This is a genomic window from Trinickia dinghuensis (assembly GCF_003367175.1).
Taxonomy (GTDB): Bacteria; Pseudomonadota; Gammaproteobacteria; order Burkholderiales; family Burkholderiaceae; genus Trinickia; species Trinickia dinghuensis.
This window is the reverse complement of the sequence record NZ_QRGA01000003.1, coordinates 314,759-336,074: the sequence shown is the minus strand read 5'-3', so window position 1 is coordinate 336,074 and position 21,316 is coordinate 314,759. Positions and strand designations below refer to the sequence as shown.

The window sequence follows — 21,316 nt, the reverse complement described above, 5'->3', positions numbered from 1 at the left end:
CAGCGCGCGGTGCCGGGCCGCCGCTAAAGCAGCTGATGCTGCTGCATGTAGTGATGGACGGCATCGATGCGCTCGCTGACATCCATGAGTTCCATGAGCTTTTGGCGCGCGCGAAGCGGGATCTGCAGAATTTCGGACAGGCGATTGGAGACCCAGCTCGGGTCGTCGAAGCGAAACGGCTCGGCGAACGGCACGCTGTCGGCGTCGCGCTCGCGGATCGTGCCGATGATGCGTTCGAGCACCTCGGCGCAGGCGCCGAATTTCGCGAGGACGTCGGTGCCTTCGAGCGGGACGTCCTGCGGCAAGGGCTCGGCCATGCCGACGATGAGCCCGCTCGGCTCCTTGCGGTGGGAGAGCAGGCGAAATCGCCGCGTGCCGCGCGCGCGCACGAGCAGCATGCCGTAGTCGTCGACATCGCATTGTTCTATCCGTGCGAGCGTGCCGACCATCTCGGGCACGCACGGCACGTTTTCCTGGGCGACCTCGCCGCCGCTTTTCAGCAGGCAGACGCCGAACGGCGAATCGTCGCGCAAGCAGGCGCGCGCCATGTCGAGGTAGCGCGCCTCGAAGATCTTCAACGGCAACAGCCCATCCGGGAACAGCACGGTGTGCAGCGGGAAGAGCGGCAGGTCAGCGTAGACGGCGGGAGTGGAGGACATGGCGCACGCTTCGAATTGCCGCGTAGGCCGCGGCAGGTTAGGCCACTAAACGTGACGATTCGTCGATGGAGACCGGCGCATCGCGATGCCGAACGATCACGGTCGCCTCGCGCGAAAGGCGCGCTGCGAGCGTTTCGGCGATGAACACGGAGCGGTGTTGCCCGCCCGTGCAGCCGATCGCGACGGTCAGATAGCTGCGGTTGTCTTCGCGAAAACGCGGCAGCCACTTCAGGACGAAGGCGTAAATGTCGTCGATCATTTCATGCACGACCGGCAACGCGTCGAGGTAATCGATGACGGGCTGGTCGCGCCCCGTCAACGGTCGCAGACGATGATCGTAATACGGGTTGGGCAGGGCGCGCACGTCGAAAACGAAGTCGGCGTCGAGCGGCAAGCCGCGCTTGAACCCGAACGATTCGAACATCAGCATCAGACCTTCGCGCTGCTCTTCGATGAACCGCGTGACCCACGCACGCAACACGTTCGCGCGCAGGTTGCTCGTATCGATCTGATGACCGAACTCCGCGAGCGGCGCCACGAGTTCGCGCTCGCGCTCGATCGCTTCCTCGAGCGAGGCCAGCAGGCCGACGTCGGCATCGTGCGAGGGCGAGCCCGAGAGCGGGTGGCGCCGGCGCGTTTCCGAGAAGCGCTGTATCAGCGACTGCGTGCTCGCATTGAGAAACAGCACGCGCACGTCGTGTTCGCTCGCCAAATCGCGGATGATCCCGGGCATATCGTCGAGCGAGGCGCTCGAGCGCGCGTCGATCGCGACCGCCAGCCGCTCGTGCCCTTCGTCGTCGCTCGCCAGATATTGCGCGAGCGCGGGCAGAAAGCGCGGGGGCAGATTGTCGACGCAGTAATAGCCCGCGTCGGCCAGCGCGTTCAACGCGACCGATTTGCCGGAGCCGGAAATGCCGGTGATTAGAACGATGCGCATGGGGGAGGACCAGTTCGTTTCATCATAGCACTTGCATCCGGGCTCGGTCGTGCCGGCGATAGGCCCGACAGGTCGTTCGCGGGCCGCGCGGCAAGCCGGCCCGAACGGTGCTCGACCTGTTACATGAGCTTGCCGGGAAGCTGACTATCGGGATCTTGCATCGCGATCCGTTGCCGATCCATGAAATCGCGCAAAGTGTCGATGCCGCGCAACTGCAAGATCGTGTTGCGCACGGCGGCTTCGACCAGCACGGCCAGGTTTCGGCCCGCCGCCACTTGGATCGTCACCTTGCTGATCGGCAGCCCCAGCACGTCGACCGTCTGGCTCTCCAGCGGCAGACGCTGGAATTCGCCGTCGGGCCGCCGCACGAGCTGCACGATCAGCTTGAGCTTCATTTTGCGGCGCACGGCGGTTTCGCCGAAGATCGTCTTGATGTCGAGCAGGCCCAAGCCGCGCACCTCGAGCAAATTTTGCAGCAGCGGGGGGCAGCGGCCCTCGACGAAATCGGGCCCGAGCCGCACGAAGTCGACGGCGTCGTCGGCCACGAGGCCGTGCCCGCGGCTGATCAACTCGAGGCCGAGTTCGCTCTTGCCGAGGCCCGAATCGCCCGTCAGCAGCACGCCCATGCCGAGAATGTCGAGAAACACGCCGTGCAGCGTCGCGCGAGGCGCGAGGATGCGCGACATATACAGGCGCAGGCTGTCGATGACGGCGGCCGGAGACATTGTCGTCGTGAACAGCGGCGTGGACGAGCGCGTACAGCGCAGCACGAGCTCGGGCGGCGCGGCGACGCCACCCGCCACGACCAGGAACGGCGGCTCGAGTGCGATCAGCTCGGCCATGTGCCGGGAACGATCGTCGTCTGACTGCCGCTGGTAGTAATTGACCTCGGCCTCGCCCAGCACCTGAATCCGGTTCGGGTGGATCAAGTTCAAGTGGCCGACGAGGTCGGCGCTCGACGTCGCGTTCGCGACGGTTTCCGCGGAAAAGCCGCGCTCCCAGCCTTCGTGCCCCGTCAGCCAGCTCAGTTTGAGCATGGAGGCGTTGTCGTCGAAAATGCTTTGGGCGTTGATGCTGGACGTATCCATGACTCCCTTGCTCCAGGTTGAGCGCGACGCGCGCGGCGACGACGTTCGTCGACCTGCCCGCCAAGGCTAATTGAGCCAGCCGCGCGCTACCGGCCGCGCCGGTGCGCCGGCACGCCTAACCGCGAGGGGCAGGCGCGACGAGCAAGCTCAAGGGTGCCATTGGGTGAGCAGGCGATGCAACTCTTCGCGATTCGGTTCGGTGTGCAGACGTTCGCGCGCTTCTCGATCGGACAGCAGTTGCGCGATTTCCGAGAGAATTTCCAAGTGCTGCTGCGTGGCTTGTTCTGGCACGAGCAGGAAGATCAGCAGGCCGACGGGCTGCCCGTCCGGCGCCTCGAACGGGATCGGCTGGTCGAGCCGCACGAACGCGGCCAGCGGCTGCTTGAGACCTTTGATGCGCCCGTGAGGAATCGCGACGCCCTCGCCTAGGGCCGTGGAGCCGAGGCGTTCGCGGGCGAAGAGATTATCGGTGACTGCACTGCGGCCGATTCCGTTCTGATTTTCGAAAATCAAGCCGGCTTGCTCGAAAACACGCTTCTTGCTGGTAACCGAAAGGCCGACGACGACGTTTTCGAGCGGAAGAAATTTGGCTAAACGATTCATGTTGGCAGGCTAACGCGTCGCCCGGGCGGTCCTCGCGGCAACTGGCTGGTTGTCGATTTTCGGCCTCGCGGGTCGGCTCGGTGGGCCGACTCCGTCGGGTATTCCTACGGCCGGTTGCCCCTCAATAACCGCCACATTATAGAACAGGGCCGAAGCATATGGTGCGCCGCGCCAACCGAGATATTGGGCGGCGTCGCACCAATGAGAAAGCCGCCCGGCAAGGGCGGCTTTTCACGCGGGGTGGGCGGCCTCGGCGCGGGCCGTCTCACGAAGGCTACGCTTGTTCGCCTATCGGCGGCACGTCTTGATGCTTGATCGCATCATGCTGATGTTCTTGGATGCGCCCTTTGTGGCGCACGACTTGCCGATCGAGCCGATCGACCATCAGATCGATCGCGGCGTACAGGTCACCGTTCGCGCTTTCGATGAAGATGTCCTTGCCCTTTAAGTGAAGGCTGATTTCAACCTTCTGCCGCTTATCCTTTTCCTTATGGTTGTCGACCGAGAGGACCACATTGCCATCGATCACCTGATCGAAATGTCTTAGCACCTTATCGAGCTTGGTGATCACGTATTCTCGCAACGCCGGCGTTACTTCGAGATGGTGTCCACTGATCTTCAGATTCATAGTGCTCTCCAAACGAATGGCTGCCTGGCACCAAAGGTGCGGCATTGCCGGTCGGGAGCGGCCCGCTCGAGTCATCACCCCGCGAGACTGACGAGCGGCGGGTCGTATCGGCCGGCCGGTACCGCCAATGGCGTCAGGGCCGGTAAACGCTTTCCGCAAAACGCGGAAAGCCTAAAGAGACTTACGCAAATTGACTGCGGGGATCTTGAGTGCTTCGCGGTACTTGGCAACCGTCCGGCGTGCGACCACGAATCCTTGTTCCGCCAGCAGTTCGGCTATGCGGCTGTCCGAAAGAGGCGTTTTCGAGTCTTCTGCTCCTATCAGTTGCTTGATGAGCGCGCGAATGGCCGTTGACGAAGCCGCGCCCCCCGTATCGGTCGACACGTGCGACCCGAAGAAGTACTTGAACTCGAGCGTCCCGAAGGGCGTGAGCATGTACTTGCCGGTCGTCACACGCGATACCGTCGATTCGTGCAAGCCCAGCGTATCAGCTATTTCTCGCAAAACCAAGGGGCGCATGGCGATTTCGCCGTGGACGAAATAGTTCTTCTGCCGCTCGACGATCGCCTGGGCAACGCGCAAGATCGTCTCGAAACGCTGCTGGATGTTCTTGATGAGCCAGCGCGCCTCCTGCAGCTGTTGGCGCAGCGAGCCGCTGCCCGGATCGCCGCGATTGTTGCGCAAGATGTTCGCGTACAGATGGTTGATGCGCAACCGCGGGACGACCTCGGGGTTGAGTTCGGCCAGCCAGCCGGCCGACGTTTTCCGGACGATGATGTCGGGCACCACGTAATCGGCTTCGGCCTTGCCGTAGGCCGCGCCCGGAAACGGTTCTAGCGAGCGGATCATGGCGTGCGCGTCGCGCAGTTCGTCGTCGCTTGCCTTGAGCTGCTTGCGCAAACGCGTGAAGTCGCGGGCGGCAAGCAATTCGAGATGGTTCGCGGCGATTTCGTGCGCGAGCTTGCGCGTGGCTGATTCCGGCAGCCGCACCAATTGCAGCTTGAGGCATTCGGACGCGGAACGGGCGCCGACGCCGGCCGGGTCGAAGCTGTGCAGCAGCGCAAGCGCCGCGCCGAGTTCGTCGAGGTCGACCTCGAGTTCCTCGGGCAAATCGGCCATGACTTCGTCGAGCGAGGACGTGAGGTAGCCGTCGTCGTCCAGCGATTCGATCAGGAACGTGATGAGCGCGCGATCGCGCAGGCTGGCTTGCGTGACGCGCAACTGCGCCATCAAATGATCGCGCAGGGTGGTAGTCGATTCGTGGATCTGCAGCGGCGGTAGATCGTCGTCGTCCGACGCACCCGAAGAGCGGCCGTAGTCGTCCAGATTCCACTGCGAGGAATCGGCGCCGTCGCTGCTGCCGAGCGAGCCGTACTCTTCGGAGCTGGAGCCGGCCCCGTCGCTGTGTTCGCTGCGCTCGCCGCTTTCCGCGGAAGGCCCGCTGCCGCTCATCGGTTCGGGCGCGGACGGCGTCGGCGCTTGTGCGATCACGGTTCCGTCTGCGGCGACGCGCAGCGGACTCGCGATCCATTCGTCTTCGGATTCGAGCAGGGGGTTTTGCGCGACCGCCATCGCGACTTCCTGCTGTAGTTCGAGCGTCGACAGCTGCAGCAATCGGATCGACTGCTGCAGTTGCGGGGTCAACGCAAGATGCTGCGATAGGCGGAGTTGGAGGCTGGCTTTCATGGCAATGTGTCTTTCATTGTAGAGACTTTGCCACGCGCGGGGAACCTTGCGGCGCCATTGAAGCGCGGCCGCGCGACGGCGCGCCGCGGCTGCTTACGCCGATTGCGTAAAAATTGCTGGGCCCGGAGATCCGGACCTTACATGCGGAAGTGCTCGCCGAGGTAGACGCGGCGCACGCTTTCGTTCTCGACGATTTCGTGCGGAGCCCCGGCGGCGAGGACGGAGCCGTCGCTGATGATATAGGCGTGATCGCAGATGCCGAGCGTTTCGCGCACGTTGTGATCGGTGATCAAAACGCCGATGTTGCGCTGCTTGAGGAACTTGACGATCTTCTGAATCTCGAGCACCGCGATCGGATCGACCCCCGCGAACGGTTCGTCGAGCAGGATGAAGCTCGGGTTCGTCGCGAGCGCGCGAGCAATTTCGACGCGGCGGCGCTCGCCGCCCGAGAGCGAGAGGGCCGGGTTTTCCCGCAAATGCGAGACCTGCAGCTCGTCGAGCAGCGCATCCGTGCGAGCGGCGATCACCGATTTCGCGAGCCGCTTGCCGTTCTCGTCACGCTGCAGCTCGAGCACGGCTCGGATGTTTTCCTCGACCGTCAACTTGCGAAATACCGAGGCCTCTTGCGGCAGGTACGACAATCCGAGCGACGCGCGCTTGTGAATCGGCAGCAGGCTGATCGATTTGCCGTCGAGCACGATTTCGCCCGCGTCGAGCGGCACGAGGCCGACGATCATGTAAAACGACGTGGTCTTGCCCGCGCCGTTCGGCCCGAGCAGGCCCACCACCTCGCCGCTCTTGACGTCGAGCGAGACGTCCTTGACGACGGTGCGCGAACCGTACCGCTTCTTCAGATCGCGCACGACGAGCGAGCTGCTCGTGCGCACGCGCTCGGTCGCGGCGGCCGAGTTCGTCGCCGCGTCTGTGGTGGATAGCGTGTTCACTGCGTTCCGTTTCCTTGAATCGCTTGCGCCGGCGCGAGCTTGGCGGGCGCGCCATTGAGCGGAGCGGGCGCGCCGTTGCGCGGCGAAAGCATGGCGCGCACGCGGCCAGTCGGGTTGCCGGGGCCGGCAACGTCCTTGCCTGAGCGCGCGGTGTAGAAGTCGTTCTGGCCGTCGTACGTCACGACGCTGCCGTGCACCTGATCCATCACGGTCGTGAGCCCTTGCAGGCGGCGGACCGTGGCGTTCGTGGTCAGCGTCGTCAAATCCTGCTTGCCATCGTAGTCGATCCGCTCGGCCGTGCCTTCGACGTACTCGTCGACCCCTTCGCGCTTCTGGTGGAAATAGGCGAGATCCTTGCTGCCCGGCGCCATCGTGCCGGTTGCGTATTGATAACCTTCCGGGTCCTGATGCACTTCCACCCGGTCGGCTTTGATGAGGATCGTGCCCTTTGTTGCGATGACATGGCCCGTGAAGATCGTGACCTGCTTCAGATCGTCGTAGGTCATGTTGTCGGCGTCGATGTTCATCGGCTTGTCTTTGTCGGCCTGCTCGGCATGGGCGGCAGGCCCGAACGCGAAGCAGCTCAACAGGAGCACGAGCGCCGCCGCCAGGCCGACTCGCGTAGGCCGGCGTCCGCTAAGAGAGAACGATTCGTTCATGCAGTCACACTACGAAAGGATAGGACCCGATTACTTCGAACCGGCGGCGGGTGTACCGCCGCCCGAGATGTCCGAAGCCGCGATGTAGCCCCGGACCGTGCCGAAAAGCTGCATCACGCGGGTAACATTGTTGTAATTCATGGCATCCGCCGTCGCGACGGACGGGCCGCGCCGAAGTTTAACCGGGTTTTTCGACACAATCACATCGTCGTTCACGAAGACGCGAAAGTGAGACGAATCCGCCTGCATCTCCGGGTCGCCGGCGCCGGCCGCGCGAACGATGTGAGCGTTGTCGTACAAGTCGACGATCGACGCGTCCCCGTTGACCGTGCCGCGGTCGCCCGTGGCCGTGACAATCGGCTTGCCGGGCTGAAACGCGCGTATGGCCGGGCGCGTGAGATCGCTGTTCTCGTCGTCCTCGTAATGCACCATCTTGGTGGCCGTCAGCCGGTATTGCGTCGTGCCCGACTCGTCGAGTTCCGAGACGGAAAAGTTACCGGCGAAATAATCGGGCGTATGCGTCATCGGACCGTTCTCGTCCTGCGAGGCCGGCGGCCGCGTCGCTTGCAGCAGCCAATAGGTGCCGCCGGCAAGCGCCGCGAGGGCGATCAGGGACACCAGGGACGTGGCGCGCGAGGCATTCATGCTCGAGATGCTCCGCACGCGGCCGCGAGCAGCGCTTCATAGCGGTGCTGCGCGCGTAGAATCGCATCGCAGACTTCGCGTGCCGCCCCGTGCCCGCCGCGCGCTTCCGAAACCCAATGGGCACGGGCGATCACTTCGGGGTGGGCGTTGGCCGGCGCCGCGGCGAACCCGCAACGGGTGAGCACGCCCAGGTCGGGCCAGTCGTCGCCCATGTAGCCGCATTGCTCCGCCGTGACGTTCGCCTCGCGCATGAGTTCCGTGAATGCCTCGATCTTGTCGGCCACGCCCTGGTACAAATGCGAGATGTGCAGTTCCCGCGCGCGCACGGCCACGATCTCGGAGCGGCGCCCTGTGATGATCGCCGTGCGAATGCCGGCTTCGCCGAGCAGCTTCAAGCCGTGGCCGTCCATGGAATTGAACGACTTCATGGTGTCGCCTTGAGCCGTAAACATCAGGCCGCCGTCGGTCAGCACGCCGTCGACGTCGAAAATCATCAGCTTCACGCGGCTCGCGCGTTCGCTTGCCGTGAGGGGCGCGGCAGCCATCAGATCACCTTCTTCGAGAACAAGTCGTGCATGTTGAGCGCGCCGATCAGCTTGCCGTCGGCATCGACCACGAGGATTTGATTGATGCGGTGGCGCTCCATCGATTCGACCGCTTCGACGGCGAGATGATCGGCGCCGATCGTACGCGGCGCGCGTGTCATGACGTCGACGAGCGGCAAATCGCGGAAATCGCCCGTGCGTTCGAGTACGCGGCGCAGGTCGCCGTCGGTGAAGATGCCTTCGACGCGGCCGAGTTCGTCGACGACGGCCGTCATGCCCATGCGCTTGGCCGTCAACTGGAACAGCGCATCGCGCACCGTGGCGCCGGCGTTCACCTTCGGCAGCTGGTCGCCCGTGCGCATGACGTCGCGCACGTACGTGAGCAGCCGCCGCCCGAGCGCTCCACCCGGATGCGAACGCGCGAAATCGTCCGCGCTGAAGCCGCGAGCGTCGAGCACGGCCATGGCCAGCGCGTCGCCGAGCGCGAGCGCGGCGGTGGTGCTCGCCGTGGGGGCAAGTTCGAGCGGACAGGCTTCCTTTTCCACGCCGGCATACAAATGGACGTCGGAGAGCGTGGCGAGCGTCGATTGCGGCCGGCCCGTCATCGCGATCAGTTTGGCGCCGAGACGCTTGACGAGCGGCAGGATCGCGACGAGTTCTTCCGATTCGCCGGAATTCGAGAGCGCGATGAAGACGTCGTCCTGTGTGACCATGCCGAGATCGCCGTGGCTCGCTTCCGCCGGGTGCACGAAAAACGCGGGTGTGCCGGTGCTCGCGAGCGTCGCGGCAAGCTTGCGGGCGATGTGGCCGGATTTGCCGATGCCGGATACGACGACGCGGCCGCGGCAACTCAGAAGAAAGTCGACGGCTGCGACGAAGCGCTCGTCGACTTGATCGCGAAGCCCGCGCACGGCGTCGGCTTCGATGTCGAGGACTTCCCGGGCGAGCGCTAACGCCCGGTCGCCATTGATTTTCGCTATCATTCGCCGGAGTATAGCAAAGGCGTTGTTCGCCGCGCCGGGCCGCTGCATGGCCGATCGTGGCCCTTGGCCGCATCAAGGCGCTCTAAACCGCCGAATGCGCGGCGCGTTCGCGTGTCCGTGTTCCGCTGACGAACGAGGACGCTTCGCACGTGATTTCTCCGCTCGAAATGACGCTTTTCCTGCTGCTCGCGTCAGTGGTGGGCGTCGTATTGTTCCGCTCGTTGAATCTGCCGCCGATGCTCGGCTACCTGACGGTCGGCATCGTCGTCGGGCCGCACGCGCTCGGGATCGCGCCCGATTCCTCGCGCGCGCAGAACCTCGCGGAATTCGGCGTCGTCTTCCTCATGTTCTCGATCGGGCTCGAGTTCTCGCTCGCGAAGCTGCGGGCGATGCGCACGCTCGTGTTCGGGCTCGGGCTGCTGCAGGTGATCGGCACGGTGGGTGTGTCGGTGCTCGTCGGCCTGCTGCTCGAACGCTGGATGCACGTGACCTGGCAAGGCAGCGTCGCGCTCGGCGGCGCGCTCGCCATGTCGTCGACGGCCATCGTCAGCAAGATGCTCGCGGAGCGGCTCGAGATCGAAACCGAGCACGGACGCAACATCTTCGGCGTGCTGCTCTTTCAGGATCTGGCCGTCGTGCCGCTGCTCATCGTGATCGCGGCGCTCGGCGGCAATTCGCACGATCTGCCGATGACGCTCGGCATCGCGGCGTTCAAGATCGTCGTCGCGCTGTCGCTGCTGCTGTTCGTCGGCCAGAAGTTCATGACGCGCTGGTTCAACGTCGTCGCGCGGCGGCGCTCTCAGGAATTGTTCGTGCTGAACCTGCTGCTCGTCACGCTGGGCGCGGCGTTCATCACCGACAAATTCGGGCTCTCGCTCGCGCTCGGCGCGTTCATCGCCGGCATGCTGATCGCCGAAACGCCTTACCGCCACCAAGTGGAAGAGGACATCAAGCCGTTTCGCGACGTGCTGCTCGGCCTTTTCTTCGTGACTACGGGCATGCTGCTCGATCCCCGAGTGCTGATCGCGCATCCGCTGCTCGTGCTCGCTTTCCTGATCGCTCCGGTGCTGCTCAAGATCGTCATGATCACGGGGCTCGCGCGCCTGTTCGGCGCGACGCCGGGCGTGGCGATGCGCACGGGCATCGGGCTCGCGCAAGCGGGCGAGTTCGGCTTCGTGCTGCTCAACTTGATCCTCGACAAGCATCTCGTCGGCGCGGCGATGCTGCAGGCGATCCTCGCGGCGATGCTGCTGTCGATGCTCGCGGCCCCGTTCATGATCCAGAACGCCGACCGCATCGTGCTGCGGCTTTCGTCGACGGAATGGATGCAGCAGTCGCTGCAGATGACGCGGATTGCGACGCAAAGCTTGCGGCAAAACGCCCACGTCATCATTTGCGGCTATGGCCGCGCCGGACAGAATCTCGCGCGGATGCTCGAACACGAAGGGCTTTCCTACGTCGCGCTGGACCTCGATCCCGATCGCGTCTCCGCCGCGGCCGCGGCCGGCGAATCCGTCGTGTTCGGCGATGCGGCGCGGCGCGAATCGCTGGTCTCGGCCGGTATCCATCGCGCCGCGGCGGTGGCCGTCACCTACGCGAACACGCCCTCGGCGCTGCGCGTGCTGCACAACGTTCATGAACTCGAGCCGGCGCTGCCCGTGATCGTGCGCACCGTCGACGACGCCGATCTGGAAAAGCTGCTCGCGGCCGGCGCGACCGAGGTCATTCCCGAGATCGTCGAAGGCAGCCTCATGCTGGCGTCGCACACGCTCGTGCTGATGGGCGTGCCGATGCGGCGCGTCGTGCGGCGCGTCGAGGAAATGCGCGACGCGCGCTACAGCCTGCTGCGCGGCTATTTTCACGGCGCTGACGATCTGGGCGAGGAGGACGGGCACGACCAGGTGCGGCTACAATCGGTGTCGGTCGACGGTAACGCCGACGCCGTCGGGCGCACGCTCGACGAACTCGGGCTCGCCTCGATGGGCGTCGAAGTCACGGCGATTCGGCGTCACGGCATTCGCGGCGTCGAACCCGGCCCCGAAACGAAGCTGCGGGAAGCCGACATCCTCGTCTTGCGCGGGCTGCCGGAAGCGCTCGCGCTGGCCGAGGAACGGTTGCTGCGCAACCGCCGCGCCGGCGTGACGGCCGCTTGAGACGGCACGTCCCGCGCCCATTCATGCAACACGACTTGCTCGCCGAGCGCGAGCGAACTACTGCCAGCGGAGATTTTCATGTCCCATACGCCCGCGGATGCGCCCCTTGACGCCCCGGCGTTCATCAAGAGCCAAATTCGCACGGTTCCCGATTGGCCTCTGCCCGGGGTGCAGTTCCGCGACATCACGCCGCTGCTGCAGCGGCCCAAGACGTTGCGCGTGCTCATCGATCTGTTCATCGAGCGCTATGTCGAGGCCAAGCTCGACTACGTCGCGGGGCTCGATGCACGCGGCTTCATCATCGCGCCGATCGTCGCCTACGAACTGAACATCGGCTTCATTCCGATCCGCAAGATCGGCAAGCTGCCGTACAAGACCGTGGCCGAATCGTATGCGCTCGAATACGGTACGGCGACCGTCGAAATCCACGAAGATGCGTGCCGGGCCGGCGAGCGCGTCGTCATCGTCGACGATTTGATCGCGACGGGCGGCACGATGATGGCCGGCAAGAAGCTGCTGGAGCGGCTCGGCGCCGTCGTCGTCGAGGGCGCGGCGATCGTCGATCTGCCCGATCTCGGCGGCTCGAAGCTGCTGCGCGAGAGCGGCTTGCCGCTGTACACCGTGACGGAGTTCGGCGGCCACTGAGATAGAGGCTGCTTTTTTCATTTTCCAGCGCATTCGATAGAGCGACAGCACCATGCCGAACCTTCCGCTTTTTCTTGCCGCATCCATCGCCATCACGGCCGCGCCCGGTCCCGACAATTTGCAGGTGCTCGCGCGCGGCATCTCGCAAGGCCGCGCCGCCGGTCTCGTGGCCGCGCTCGGTTTCGCCGCCGGCTTGACGTTCCATACGACGCTCGCGGCGCTCGGCGTGGCGGCACTCTTGCGTTCGTCGCCGCACGCGTTCGAGATCGTCAAGATCGCCGGGGGCCTGTATCTGATCTGGATCGGCATCAAGGCGCTGACGAGCAGGGGCTTGGCCCGCGCGCACGAGAGGCCGCCGCAGCCGCTCTCGGCCGTGTTTCGCCAGAGCGTCGTCGGCAACATGATGAATCCGAAGGTGACCTTGTTCTTCGTCGTCTTCCTGCCGCAGTTCGTCGATCCGAGCGGCACGCAGCGCATTGGCGTGCAGATGGTCGAACTCGGCCTGATCTTCATGCTGCAGACGTTCGCGATTTTTTCGGTATTCGGCTTCTTCGCGGGGGCGCTCGGGACTTGGCTCAAACGTCGGCCGCGCGTGGGCGTGTGGCTCGACCGGCTCGCCGGTGCGACCTTCATCGCACTGGGGCTGCGCGTCGCATTGCGAGATTGAGGGATTGAGCGAAAGAATGAAAGGCGTAGGGACGTAGGGACGTAGGGACGTACCATCGCAACGATCGAAGGACTGAGCAAGGAGTGCCATGAGTTTGCCCTGCATCGCCAGTGCGCGCCGCTTCGAGCCGAGCGCGCACCGGCCGCTCTTCATGTCGGCCGAGCAGGTCGGGTGGATTCGCGAAAGCGACGTGCCGCTGCTCGCGCATTGGCCCGACGTGTTCGAGATCGATGCGGCCGGCGTGGCGCTCGCGGCACGCTTCGACGTCGATGCCGATAGCCGTTCCGCCGCGCTCGCCACGGTCATCGGCGCGCTGGCGGGGCAAGGGCGTATCGTCGGCTGGCGCGACGAGACCTACGCCATTCGCAACACGTTCGACGGCCCGCCGCTCGCGTTCATCGAGCGTGCGGCCTCCCGCTTCTTCGGCACGATGACGTACGCGGTGCATCTGAACGGCATCGTAAAATATGCCGACCGCGCGCCGCGGCTTTGGATCGCGCGTCGCAGCGAAACGAAGGCGACCGATCCGGGCATGCTCGACAACGTCGTCGCCGGCGGTATCGGCTGGGGCTTTTCGATCGGCGAAACGATCGTCAAGGAGTGCTGGGAAGAAGCGGGCATCGAGGCCGCGCTGGCTTGCAAAGCCGAGCCGGGGCGCACCGTGCACGTGCTGCAGTCGCTGCCCGAGGGCACGCAGGCCGAGCAAGTGTTCGTCTACGACTTGGCGCTGCCCGAGGATTTCGCGCCGCGCAATCAGGACGGCGAAGTCGGTGAGCACCGTCTCGCGCGCATCGAAGAAGTCGCGCGCTGGATCGAAGACGGCGAGATGACGGTCGATGCGAGCCTGGCGACGCTCGACTGCATGCTGCGCCATCGCTGGATCGACGACGACGCCTGCACCGGCATCGAATCGCTTTTCGCCGCGCCGCTCGTCACGCGCTGAGCGTTCGCGAGTCGATGCGAGTCAATTAAAGGAGTTCACAGGTCCTATGTCGACCCAACACAGCTTCATTCTGAAACTGTCGTGCCCCGATCGGCCCGGCATCGTTCACGCGGTATCGGGGTTCCTGTTCGAGCGCGGCGCCAACATTCTCGACTCGGCCCAATTCGGCGACAGCCGCACGGGCGAGTTCTTCATGCGCGTGCACTTCCAGCAAGTGGGCGGGGACCCGGGGCTCGATTCGCTGAGCGAGGCGTTCTCCGTGCTCGCGGGCGAGTTCGAAATGAGCTGGGAGATCCACGATGCCGAGCTCAAGCCGAAAGTCGTCATCATGGTGTCGAAGATCGGACATTGCCTGAACGATTTGCTGTTCCGCTATCGCACGGGGCAGCTGCCGATCGAAATCCCGGCCATCATCTCGAACCATAAGGACTTCTATCAGCTGGCCGCGAGCTACGACATTCCGTTCCATCATTTTCCGCTGACGGAATCGACGGGCGCCGCGAAAGCCGCGCAGGAAGCGCGCGTGCTGGAAGTCATCGATCAGCACTCGGCCGATCTCGTCGTGCTCGCGCGCTACATGCAGATTTTGTCGCCGAATCTGTGCGAGCACCTCTCGGGCCGGGCGATCAACATCCATCATTCGTTTTTGCCGAGCTTCAAGGGCGCGAAGCCTTACTACCAGGCCTTCGACCGCGGCGTGAAGCTGATCGGCGCAACCGCGCACTATGTCACGACCGATCTCGACGAAGGTCCGATCATCGAGCAGGAAGTGGAGCGCGTCGATCACAGCATGACGCCCGATCAATTGACGGCGATCGGCCGCGACGTCGAATGCGTGACGCTCGCGCGTGCGGTGAAGTGGCACGTCGAGCATCGGGTCGTCTTGAACGGGACGAAGACGGTCGTGTTCCGATAATTCCGCTAAATCAGCCGCAGGTAGATGAGTTCGCGTTTGATATACGCATAGAAGATCGGAGCGGCGATGAGCCCGGGCACGCCGGCCGCCGCTTCCATGATGAGCATGGCGAGCAGCAGCTCCCATGCGCGCGCCTCGATCTGCCCACCCACGATCCTCGCGTTCAAGAAGTATTCGAACTTGTGAATCAGCACGAGGAAGACGAGCGAGGAGATCGCCGTCGGCAGACTTACCGCCAGTGAGACGGCGAGGATCAGCGAGTTCGAAATCAGATTGCCGATGACGGGCAATAGCCCTGCGATGAACGTGATGAGCACAAGGGTTTTCGACAGCGGCAGGCGCTGATGAAAGACGGGCAACCCGACGAGCAGATAGAGCGCCGTGAACACGGCGTTGATCGTCGAAATCTTCACCTGGGCGAAGACGATCCGCCGGAACGCATCGGCGAAGCGCGAGGCCCGCGCGGCCAGCGCCGTCGATAGCGGCAGGCGCTGCACGTGGCGCTCGCTCGTGATCGCGATCATCGCGCCGATGATCATGCCGAACAGGACATGCCCGAAGCCGCGCGCGACGTTCTTGCCGCCCTGCTGCAACTGACTCATGTGCGTGTGCATGAGCATGCCGGCCCTTTGCTTGATCTCCGAGACGTCGCCGGGCAGCATGGTCGACACCCAACTGGGCGCGCGCGAGCGGGCTTGGTCGACGATCTGCATCACCTGATCGAGCAGCGTTTGAATGTTCGGAACCGTCCGTTCGAAGTGCTCGGTGATGCCGATCGAGAGGCCGGCGAGGCCGCCCACCACGACGCTCGCAATGACCACGACGGCCACCCAGCGCGCGCGATGGCTCGGCATGTGGCGCTCGATAACGGGCGAGATCGTATGGACGAGTTGATAGACGAGCATCCCGCCGAGCAGCGCGCCGAGCAAGTTGTAGTGCAGGACGGCCCACATGCCGAAGAAGACCAGCAGGTAGCTGCCGATTTCGACGGCGGACAGTTTCGGCAGGCTCATGTCGCTCGTGAGCCGCACGGGACGTGCCCCGACCTCTCGGATGTGGGGGTCTTCGGGGGCATCGTTGCGCTTAGCCATATGTTCTTGATCTCCAACCGGTGTCGGGCGGCGCGGCGTGCGGGGGCATGTCGCGCCGCGGTCCTTCGCCGCGATCAGCGGCGCTCGAGCAACGGTGCGAGGTAGCGCCCGGTAAAGCTTGCCTTCGATTTCGCGATCTGCTCGGGCGTGCCTTGCGCGATGATCTGCCCGCCGCCCGCACCGCCTTCCGGACCCAGGTCGATCACCCAGTCCGCAGTTTTGATCACATCGAGATTATGCTCGATGATGACCACGGTATTGCCATGATCGCGCAACCGGTGAATGACTTCCAGCAGCAGCGCGATGTCGTGGAAGTGCAGGCCCGTCGTGGGCTCGTCGAGGATGTAGAGCGTGCGCCCCGTATCGCGCTTGGACAACTCGAGCGAGAGCTTGACGCGCTGCGCCTCGCCGCCCGAGAGCGTCGTAGCCGATTGTCCCAGCCGGATGTAGCCGAGGCCGACGTCGAGCAGCGTCTTGAGCTTGCGGGAGATCACGGGCACGGCATTGAAGAACTCGTACGCATGCTCCACCGTCATGTCGAGCACTTCGCTGATGTTCTTGCCTTTGTACTGGACGTCGAGCGTCTCGCGGTTGTAGCGCTTGCCGTGGCAGACGTCGCACGGGACGTAGACGTCGGGCAGAAAGTGCATCTCCACCTTCAGCACGCCGTCGCCCTGGCACGCTTCGCAGCGCCCGCCTTTGACGTTGAACGAGAAGCGGCCCGGATCGTAGCCGCGTTCCTTCGAGGACGGCACGCCCGCGAAGAGCTCGCGGATCGGTGTGAACACGCCCGTATAGGTGGCCGGATTCGAGCGCGGCGTGCGGCCGATCGGCGATTGGTCGACGTTGATGACTTTGTCGAAATGCTCGAGCCCCTCGATTTGCTCGTAGGGCGCGGGCTCGGCCGACGAGCCGTACAGATGCTGCGAGACGGCGTGATAGAGCGTGTCGTTGATCAGGGTGGATTTACCCGAGCCCGAGACGCCGGACACGCAGGTGAGCAGGCCGACGGGCAGATCGAGCGTGACGTGCTTCAGGTTGTTGCCGTGCGCCTCGACGATGCGCAGGTGCCGCTCGTCGGGCTCCTTGCGCTCGTCGGGAAATTCGATGCGGCGCTCGCCGTTCAGGTATTGGCCCGTGAGCGAAGCCGGATCGGCTTGCACCTGCTTCGGCGTGCCTTCGGCGATGATCATGCCGCCGTGTTCGCCGGCGCCGGGCCCCATGTCCACGACGTAATCGGCCATGCGGATCATGTCCTCGTCGTGCTCGACGACGATGACCGAATTGCCGAGATCGCGCAGATGCTTGAGCGTGGCGATGAGGCGGTCGTTGTCGCGCTGGTGCAGCCCGATCGAGGGCTCGTCGAGCACGTACATGACGCCGGTGAGGCCCGAGCCGATCTGCGAGGCGAGCCGGATGCGCTGCGCTTCGCCGCCAGAGAGGGTATCGGCGCTGCGATCGAGCGACAGGTAGTCGAGCCCCACGTTGTTCAGGAACATGAGCCGCGCGACGATTTCCTTGACGACCTTTTCGCCGATCTCGCGCTTGGCGCCTTCGAGCTTGAGGGTTTGGAAATAGCCGAGCGTATCGCGTAGCGGCCAGCCGCTCACTTCGTAGATCGCGCGGGCGTCGCCGTCGGCGCCCAGGCGCACGAAGCGCGCTTCCCGGCGCAGCCGCGTGCCGTCGCACGACGGGCACGCCTGATTGTTCTGATACTTCGCGAGTTCTTCCCTTACGGCGGCGGAATCGGTCTCGCGATAGCGGCGCTCGAGGTTCGGGATGATGCCTTCGAACACGTGCTCCCTGACCGTCGCGCGGCCGCGCTCGTTGATGTACGAGAACGGAATCTGCTCCTTGCCGGAGCCGAACAGGATCAGCTTGCGAATCTTTTCGGGCAGTTCCTCGAACGGCGTGTCGATGTCGAACTCGTAATACGCCGCGAGGCTCTGCAGCATCTGGAAGTAGAACTGATTGCGGCGATCCCAGCCCTTGACGGCGCCGGCCGCGAGCGAGAGCGTCGGATGCGCGACGACGCGTTTCGGATCGAAGAACGTGATCTGGCCGAGCCCGTCGCAATCGGGGCAAGCGCCCATCGGATTGTTGAACGAGAACAGGCGCGGCTCGAGTTCGGGCAGCGAATACGAGCAGATCGGGCAGGCGAACTTCGAGCTGAACAGATGCTCCTTGTCCGTATCCATTTCGAGCGCGATCGCGCGGCCGTCGGCCAGACGCAGGGCCGTCTCGAACGACTCGGCCAGGCGCTGCTTCATATCGGGGCGCACCTTCAGGCGATCGACGACGACGTCGATCGAATGCTTGTCGTTCTTCTTCAGCTTCGGCAGGGATTCCACGTCGTAGATCTGGGCCGTGCCTTCGTTGGCCGTGCCGCCTCCCGAGCGGATCCGGAACCGGATGAAACCTTGCGCCTGCATCTGCTCGAACAGCTCGGCGTGCTCGCCCTTGCGATTCGCCACGACGGGCGCGAGGATCATGAGCTTCGTTTCCTCGGGCAGCGCGAGCGCGGCATCGACCATCTGCGAGACGCTTTGCGCTTCGAGCGCGATCTCGTGATCGGGGCAATACGGCGTGCCGACGCGCGCGTAGAGCAAGCGCAGGTAGTCGTGAATCTCAGTGACGGTGCCGACCGTCGAGCGCGGATTGTGGGACGTCGCCTTTTGTTCGATCGAAATGGCGGGCGAGAGGCCCTCGATCAAGTCGACGTCGGGCTTCTCCATCAATTGCAGGAACTGGCGCGCGTAAGCCGAAAGGCTCTCCACATATCGGCGCTGACCCTCGGCGTAGAGGGTGTCGAACGCGAGCGACGACTTGCCCGACCCGGACAAGCCGGTGACCACGATCAGTTGATGGCGAGGCAGGTCGAGATTGACGTTCTTCAGGTTGTGGGTGCGCGCCCCACGGATGCGAATCTGTTCCATGAAACCTGTGAACCCGACTAGGGGAGGGGGCCAAACCTGCTACTATAACGACTTTTCCAGACCGCCGTTACGGCGACCTTACAGCGCGCGGGAATGAACGAGCCCCACGCTCGTTGCGTTCGCTGCACCCGGGCGATCCGCTCGGGGAGCGGAAGGCTGCATTCACGGCGCCGCCACGGTTCCTCCTTGCCCGCTCCGATGTCCAATCCGTCCGCTACTTCCTCGCGTATGAGCGCGCCCGAGATGCGCGCCACCATGTCGCTTGCCGGCATCTTCGCGCTGCGCATGCTCGGTTTGTTCATGATCATGCCCGTCTTCACCGTCTACGCGAAGACGATCCCCGGCGGCGACAACATATGGCTCGTCGGCATTGCGCTCGGCGCCTACGGCGTGACGCAGTCGATGCTCTACATCTTCTACGGCTGGGCCTCCGACAAACTCGGGCGCAAGCCCGTCATCGTCACGGGCCTGCTCATCTTCGCGATCGGCAGCTTCGTCGCCGCGATGGCGCACGACATGACGTGGATCATCGTCGGCCGCGTCATTCAGGGGATGGGGGCGATATCGTCGGCCATCATCGCGTTCATCGCCGACCTCACGGCGGACGAGCACCGCACCAAGGCGATGGCGATGGTGGGCGGCAGCATCGGCATGTCGTTCGCCGTGGCGATCATCGGAGCGCCGATCGTCTATCAGTGGGTGGGCATGAACGGCCTGTTCGCACTCGTCGGCGTGCTGTCGCTGATCGCCATCGGCGTGGTGTTCTGGATCGTGCCCAACGCGCCCAAGCCGCCGGTGCACGTGCGCGCGCCGTTCGCCGAAGTGCTGCACAACGTCGAGCTGCTGCGCCTGAATTTCGGCGTGCTGGTGCTGCATGCGACGCAGACGGCGCTGTTTCTCGTCGTGCCGCGCATACTGGTGGCGGGCGGGCTGCCCGTCGCGTCGCATTGGGAAATTTATTTGCCCGTCATGGGCCTGTCGTTCGTCATGATGGTGCCCGCCATCATCGCGGCCGAAAAACGGGGCAAGATGAAGCCTGTCTTGTGCGGTGCGATTGCGCTTATCCTGATCGGCCAATTGTTGCTCGGGATGGCGCCGCATAAGATCTTGTCCGTGGCCGTGATTTTGTTCGTCTACTTTCTCGGCTTCAACATCCTCGAGGCATCGCAGCCGTCGCTCGTGTCGAAGCTGGCGCCTGGGGCGCGCAAAGGGGCGGCCGCGGGCGTCTACAACACGACGCAGTCGATCGGCCTGGCGCTGGGCGGCGTCGTGGGCGGCTGGCTGATGAAGTCGGTTGGGCAGAACGCGGTGTTCTTCACGTGCTCGGGGCTCGTTTTCGCGTGGCTTATAATCGCCGCCAATATGAAGGCGCCTCGTAAGGTTTGATGCGAACGAGGCGTTGCGCGGCGCGTGCCCGGGGAGCGGGCGCGGCTGCGCAAATGGATTAACTGGAGATATTCATGGCATCCGTAAACAAGGTCATTCTCGTCGGCAATCTCGGCGCCGATCCCGAAATTCGTTACCTCCCGAGCGGGGACGCGATCGCCAACATCCGGCTTGCAACGACGGATCGCTACAAGGACAAGGCGTCGGGCGAATTCAAGGAAGCGACGGAGTGGCACCGCGTCGCGTTCTTCGGGCGTTTGGCCGAGATCGCCGGCGAATATTTGAAGAAGGGCTCGTCGGTGTACATCGAAGGGCGTTTGCGTACGCGCAAGTGGCAAGGCCAGGACGGTCAAGATCGGTATTCGACGGAAATCGTCGGCGATCAGATGCAGATGCTCGGCGGCCGCGGCGGTGCGGGCGGCGGCGGCATGGGCGGCGGGGATGACGGTGGGTATAGCCGTGAGCCGTCGGAGTCGCGTGGCGGTGGCGGTGGCGGCGGTGGCCGGTCGATGGGCGGTGGCGGTGGACGTAGCGGCGGCGGCGGCGGTGGTGGTGCTAGCCGGCCGAGTCAGCCTGCCGGCGGTGGGCTCGATGATATGGATGACGATATTCCGTTCTAAGACGCACTTTTAAGTAGGTGCTGCCAAAAGGCCTGCAGTCTTGAAGCTGCAGGCTTTTTTTTCGGCCGCGTCGTCTCATCATCCCGACGAAACCCCAACTTCGAATGAATGTCGCACTAGAACCCGCGATGCAGCCGGAAGTGCTGGCTCTCATCGACCAGCTCGATGACTATCAACGGCCGCTCTATCCGGCGGAGAGCCACCATGGCATCGACATCGATGCGCTGAGCCAGCCGAACGTGCTGTTCGCGGTGGCGCGCGGCGACGCCGGAGAGGCGATCGCTTGCGGTGCCATCGTCATTGGTGCCGAGTACGGAGAGCTGAAGCGGATGTATACGGTGCCGGGCCACCGTGGCAAAGGCGTGGCGAAGGCGGTGCTCTCGCTCCTCGAGCACTCGGCCGGCCTTCATGGCTGCGCGCGATTCATGCTGGAAACCGGTTACTTGCAGCCGGACGCCATCACCTTCTATGAGCGGTCCGGGTATCGACTCAGGGGGCCGTTTGGCTCGTATGAGGACGATCCGAACAGCGTCTTCATGGAAAAGTCCCTTACCGACGCACCCCGATGACATCCGCTGCTCG

At 64.3% G+C, this 21,316-nt stretch carries 21 protein-coding genes; 8 read left to right on the top strand and 13 right to left on the bottom strand.

What is annotated here, in order from left to right; translation table 11 throughout:
* Positions 1 to 23 precede the first annotated feature (23 nt).
* The 11 genes from DWV00_RS05685 to kdsD all read right to left on the bottom strand — a co-directional run bounded on the left by DWV00_RS05685 (position 24) and on the right by kdsD (position 9,377).
* On the bottom strand, positions 24 to 659 hold the full coding sequence (locus DWV00_RS05685; protein WP_115532568.1) for an LON peptidase substrate-binding domain-containing protein: 636 nt from the start codon (positions 657 to 659) through the stop codon (positions 24 to 26).
* 37 nt (positions 660 to 696) lie between these two features.
* The gene (gene rapZ, locus DWV00_RS05680) at positions 697 to 1,596 is read right to left on the bottom strand and encodes an RNase adapter RapZ (RefSeq protein ID WP_115532567.1); all 900 of its coding nucleotides are present in this window, start codon (positions 1,594 to 1,596) and stop codon (positions 697 to 699) included.
* A gap of 119 nt (positions 1,597 to 1,715) precedes the next feature.
* Complete coding sequence (hprK, locus tag DWV00_RS05675; protein ID WP_115532566.1) at positions 1,716 to 2,684, bottom strand: HPr(Ser) kinase/phosphatase; 969 nt, start codon at positions 2,682 to 2,684, stop codon at positions 1,716 to 1,718.
* A 147-nt stretch (positions 2,685 to 2,831) separates the two neighbouring features.
* Entirely contained in the window at positions 2,832 to 3,287 is a 456-nt protein-coding gene (locus DWV00_RS05670) for a PTS sugar transporter subunit IIA (protein WP_115532565.1), read from the bottom strand.
* 274 nt (positions 3,288 to 3,561) lie between these two features.
* Positions 3,562 to 3,915 carry a ribosome hibernation-promoting factor, HPF/YfiA family gene (gene hpf, locus DWV00_RS05665; RefSeq protein ID WP_115532564.1) on the bottom strand — a complete coding sequence of 118 codons (354 nt, stop codon included), beginning with the start codon at positions 3,913 to 3,915 and terminating at the stop codon, positions 3,562 to 3,564.
* A gap of 171 nt (positions 3,916 to 4,086) precedes the next feature.
* On the bottom strand, positions 4,087 to 5,601 hold the full coding sequence (locus tag DWV00_RS05660; protein WP_115532563.1) for an RNA polymerase factor sigma-54: 1,515 nt from the start codon (positions 5,599 to 5,601) through the stop codon (positions 4,087 to 4,089).
* A 137-nt stretch (positions 5,602 to 5,738) separates the two neighbouring features.
* Positions 5,739 to 6,488: an LPS export ABC transporter ATP-binding protein gene (gene lptB, locus DWV00_RS05655; protein ID WP_115532833.1), complete on the bottom strand. Its 750-nt coding sequence runs from the start codon at positions 6,486 to 6,488 to the stop codon at positions 5,739 to 5,741.
* A gap of 53 nt (positions 6,489 to 6,541) precedes the next feature.
* Positions 6,542 to 7,204, bottom strand: a complete 663-nt coding sequence (gene lptA / locus DWV00_RS05650) for a lipopolysaccharide transport periplasmic protein LptA (RefSeq protein ID WP_115532562.1) — start codon at positions 7,202 to 7,204, stop codon at positions 6,542 to 6,544.
* Between the two features lie 30 nt (positions 7,205 to 7,234).
* Positions 7,235 to 7,849 carry an LPS export ABC transporter periplasmic protein LptC gene (gene lptC / locus DWV00_RS05645; protein ID WP_115532561.1) on the bottom strand — a complete coding sequence of 205 codons (615 nt, stop codon included), beginning with the start codon at positions 7,847 to 7,849 and terminating at the stop codon, positions 7,235 to 7,237.
* Positions 7,846 to 8,394, bottom strand: a complete 549-nt coding sequence (locus DWV00_RS05640; RefSeq protein ID WP_115532560.1) for a KdsC family phosphatase — start codon at positions 8,392 to 8,394, stop codon at positions 7,846 to 7,848. The genes lptC and DWV00_RS05640 overlap by 4 nt, the downstream gene beginning before the upstream one ends.
* Positions 8,394 to 9,377, bottom strand: a complete 984-nt coding sequence (gene kdsD / locus DWV00_RS05635) for an arabinose 5-phosphate isomerase KdsD (RefSeq protein ID WP_115532559.1) — start codon at positions 9,375 to 9,377, stop codon at positions 8,394 to 8,396. The genes DWV00_RS05640 and kdsD overlap by 1 nt, the downstream gene beginning before the upstream one ends.
* A 149-nt stretch (positions 9,378 to 9,526) precedes the next feature.
* On the opposite strand from kdsD, the gene DWV00_RS05630 reads away from it, so the two are divergent.
* From DWV00_RS05630 to purU, 5 genes are all read left to right on the top strand, one after another.
* Positions 9,527 to 11,530, top strand: coding sequence for a monovalent cation:proton antiporter family protein (locus DWV00_RS05630; protein ID WP_115532558.1), 2,004 nt, complete (start codon positions 9,527 to 9,529; stop codon positions 11,528 to 11,530).
* 78 nt (positions 11,531 to 11,608) lie between these two features.
* The gene (locus tag DWV00_RS05625) at positions 11,609 to 12,175 is read left to right on the top strand and encodes an adenine phosphoribosyltransferase (protein WP_115532557.1); all 567 of its coding nucleotides are present in this window, start codon (positions 11,609 to 11,611) and stop codon (positions 12,173 to 12,175) included.
* Between the two features lie 52 nt (positions 12,176 to 12,227).
* On the top strand, positions 12,228 to 12,842 hold the full coding sequence (locus tag DWV00_RS05620) for a LysE family translocator (protein ID WP_115532556.1): 615 nt from the start codon (positions 12,228 to 12,230) through the stop codon (positions 12,840 to 12,842).
* 88 nt (positions 12,843 to 12,930) lie between these two features.
* Positions 12,931 to 13,785 carry an NUDIX hydrolase gene (locus DWV00_RS05615; RefSeq protein ID WP_115532555.1) on the top strand — a complete coding sequence of 285 codons (855 nt, stop codon included), beginning with the start codon at positions 12,931 to 12,933 and terminating at the stop codon, positions 13,783 to 13,785.
* Positions 13,786 to 13,831: 46 nt separating this feature from the next.
* Positions 13,832 to 14,701: a formyltetrahydrofolate deformylase gene (gene purU, locus DWV00_RS05610; protein ID WP_115532554.1), complete on the top strand. Its 870-nt coding sequence runs from the start codon at positions 13,832 to 13,834 to the stop codon at positions 14,699 to 14,701.
* Positions 14,702 to 14,706: 5 nt separating this feature from the next.
* Here the strand turns inward: purU and DWV00_RS05605 are convergent, their stop codons facing one another.
* Positions 14,707 to 15,792, bottom strand: a complete 1,086-nt coding sequence (locus tag DWV00_RS05605; RefSeq protein WP_115532553.1) for an AI-2E family transporter — start codon at positions 15,790 to 15,792, stop codon at positions 14,707 to 14,709.
* 74 nt (positions 15,793 to 15,866) lie between these two features.
* On the bottom strand, positions 15,867 to 18,728 hold the full coding sequence (gene uvrA / locus DWV00_RS05600; protein ID WP_115532552.1) for an excinuclease ABC subunit UvrA: 2,862 nt from the start codon (positions 18,726 to 18,728) through the stop codon (positions 15,867 to 15,869).
* Positions 18,729 to 18,926: 198 nt separating this feature from the next.
* Here uvrA and DWV00_RS05595 point away from each other — a divergent pair, with 198 nt between their 5' ends.
* The 3 genes from DWV00_RS05595 to DWV00_RS05585 all read left to right on the top strand — a co-directional run bounded on the left by DWV00_RS05595 (position 18,927) and on the right by DWV00_RS05585 (position 21,303).
* Complete coding sequence (locus DWV00_RS05595) at positions 18,927 to 20,114, top strand: MFS transporter (RefSeq protein ID WP_115532551.1); 1,188 nt, start codon at positions 18,927 to 18,929, stop codon at positions 20,112 to 20,114.
* Between the two features lie 74 nt (positions 20,115 to 20,188).
* Positions 20,189 to 20,734 carry a single-stranded DNA-binding protein gene (ssb, locus tag DWV00_RS05590; protein WP_115532550.1) on the top strand — a complete coding sequence of 182 codons (546 nt, stop codon included), beginning with the start codon at positions 20,189 to 20,191 and terminating at the stop codon, positions 20,732 to 20,734.
* Between the two features lie 128 nt (positions 20,735 to 20,862).
* Positions 20,863 to 21,303 (top strand): GNAT family N-acetyltransferase, encoded by a 441-nt coding sequence (locus tag DWV00_RS05585; RefSeq protein ID WP_342766966.1) that lies wholly within the window; start codon positions 20,863 to 20,865, stop codon positions 21,301 to 21,303.
* The last annotated feature ends 13 nt before the right edge of the window (positions 21,304 to 21,316 follow it).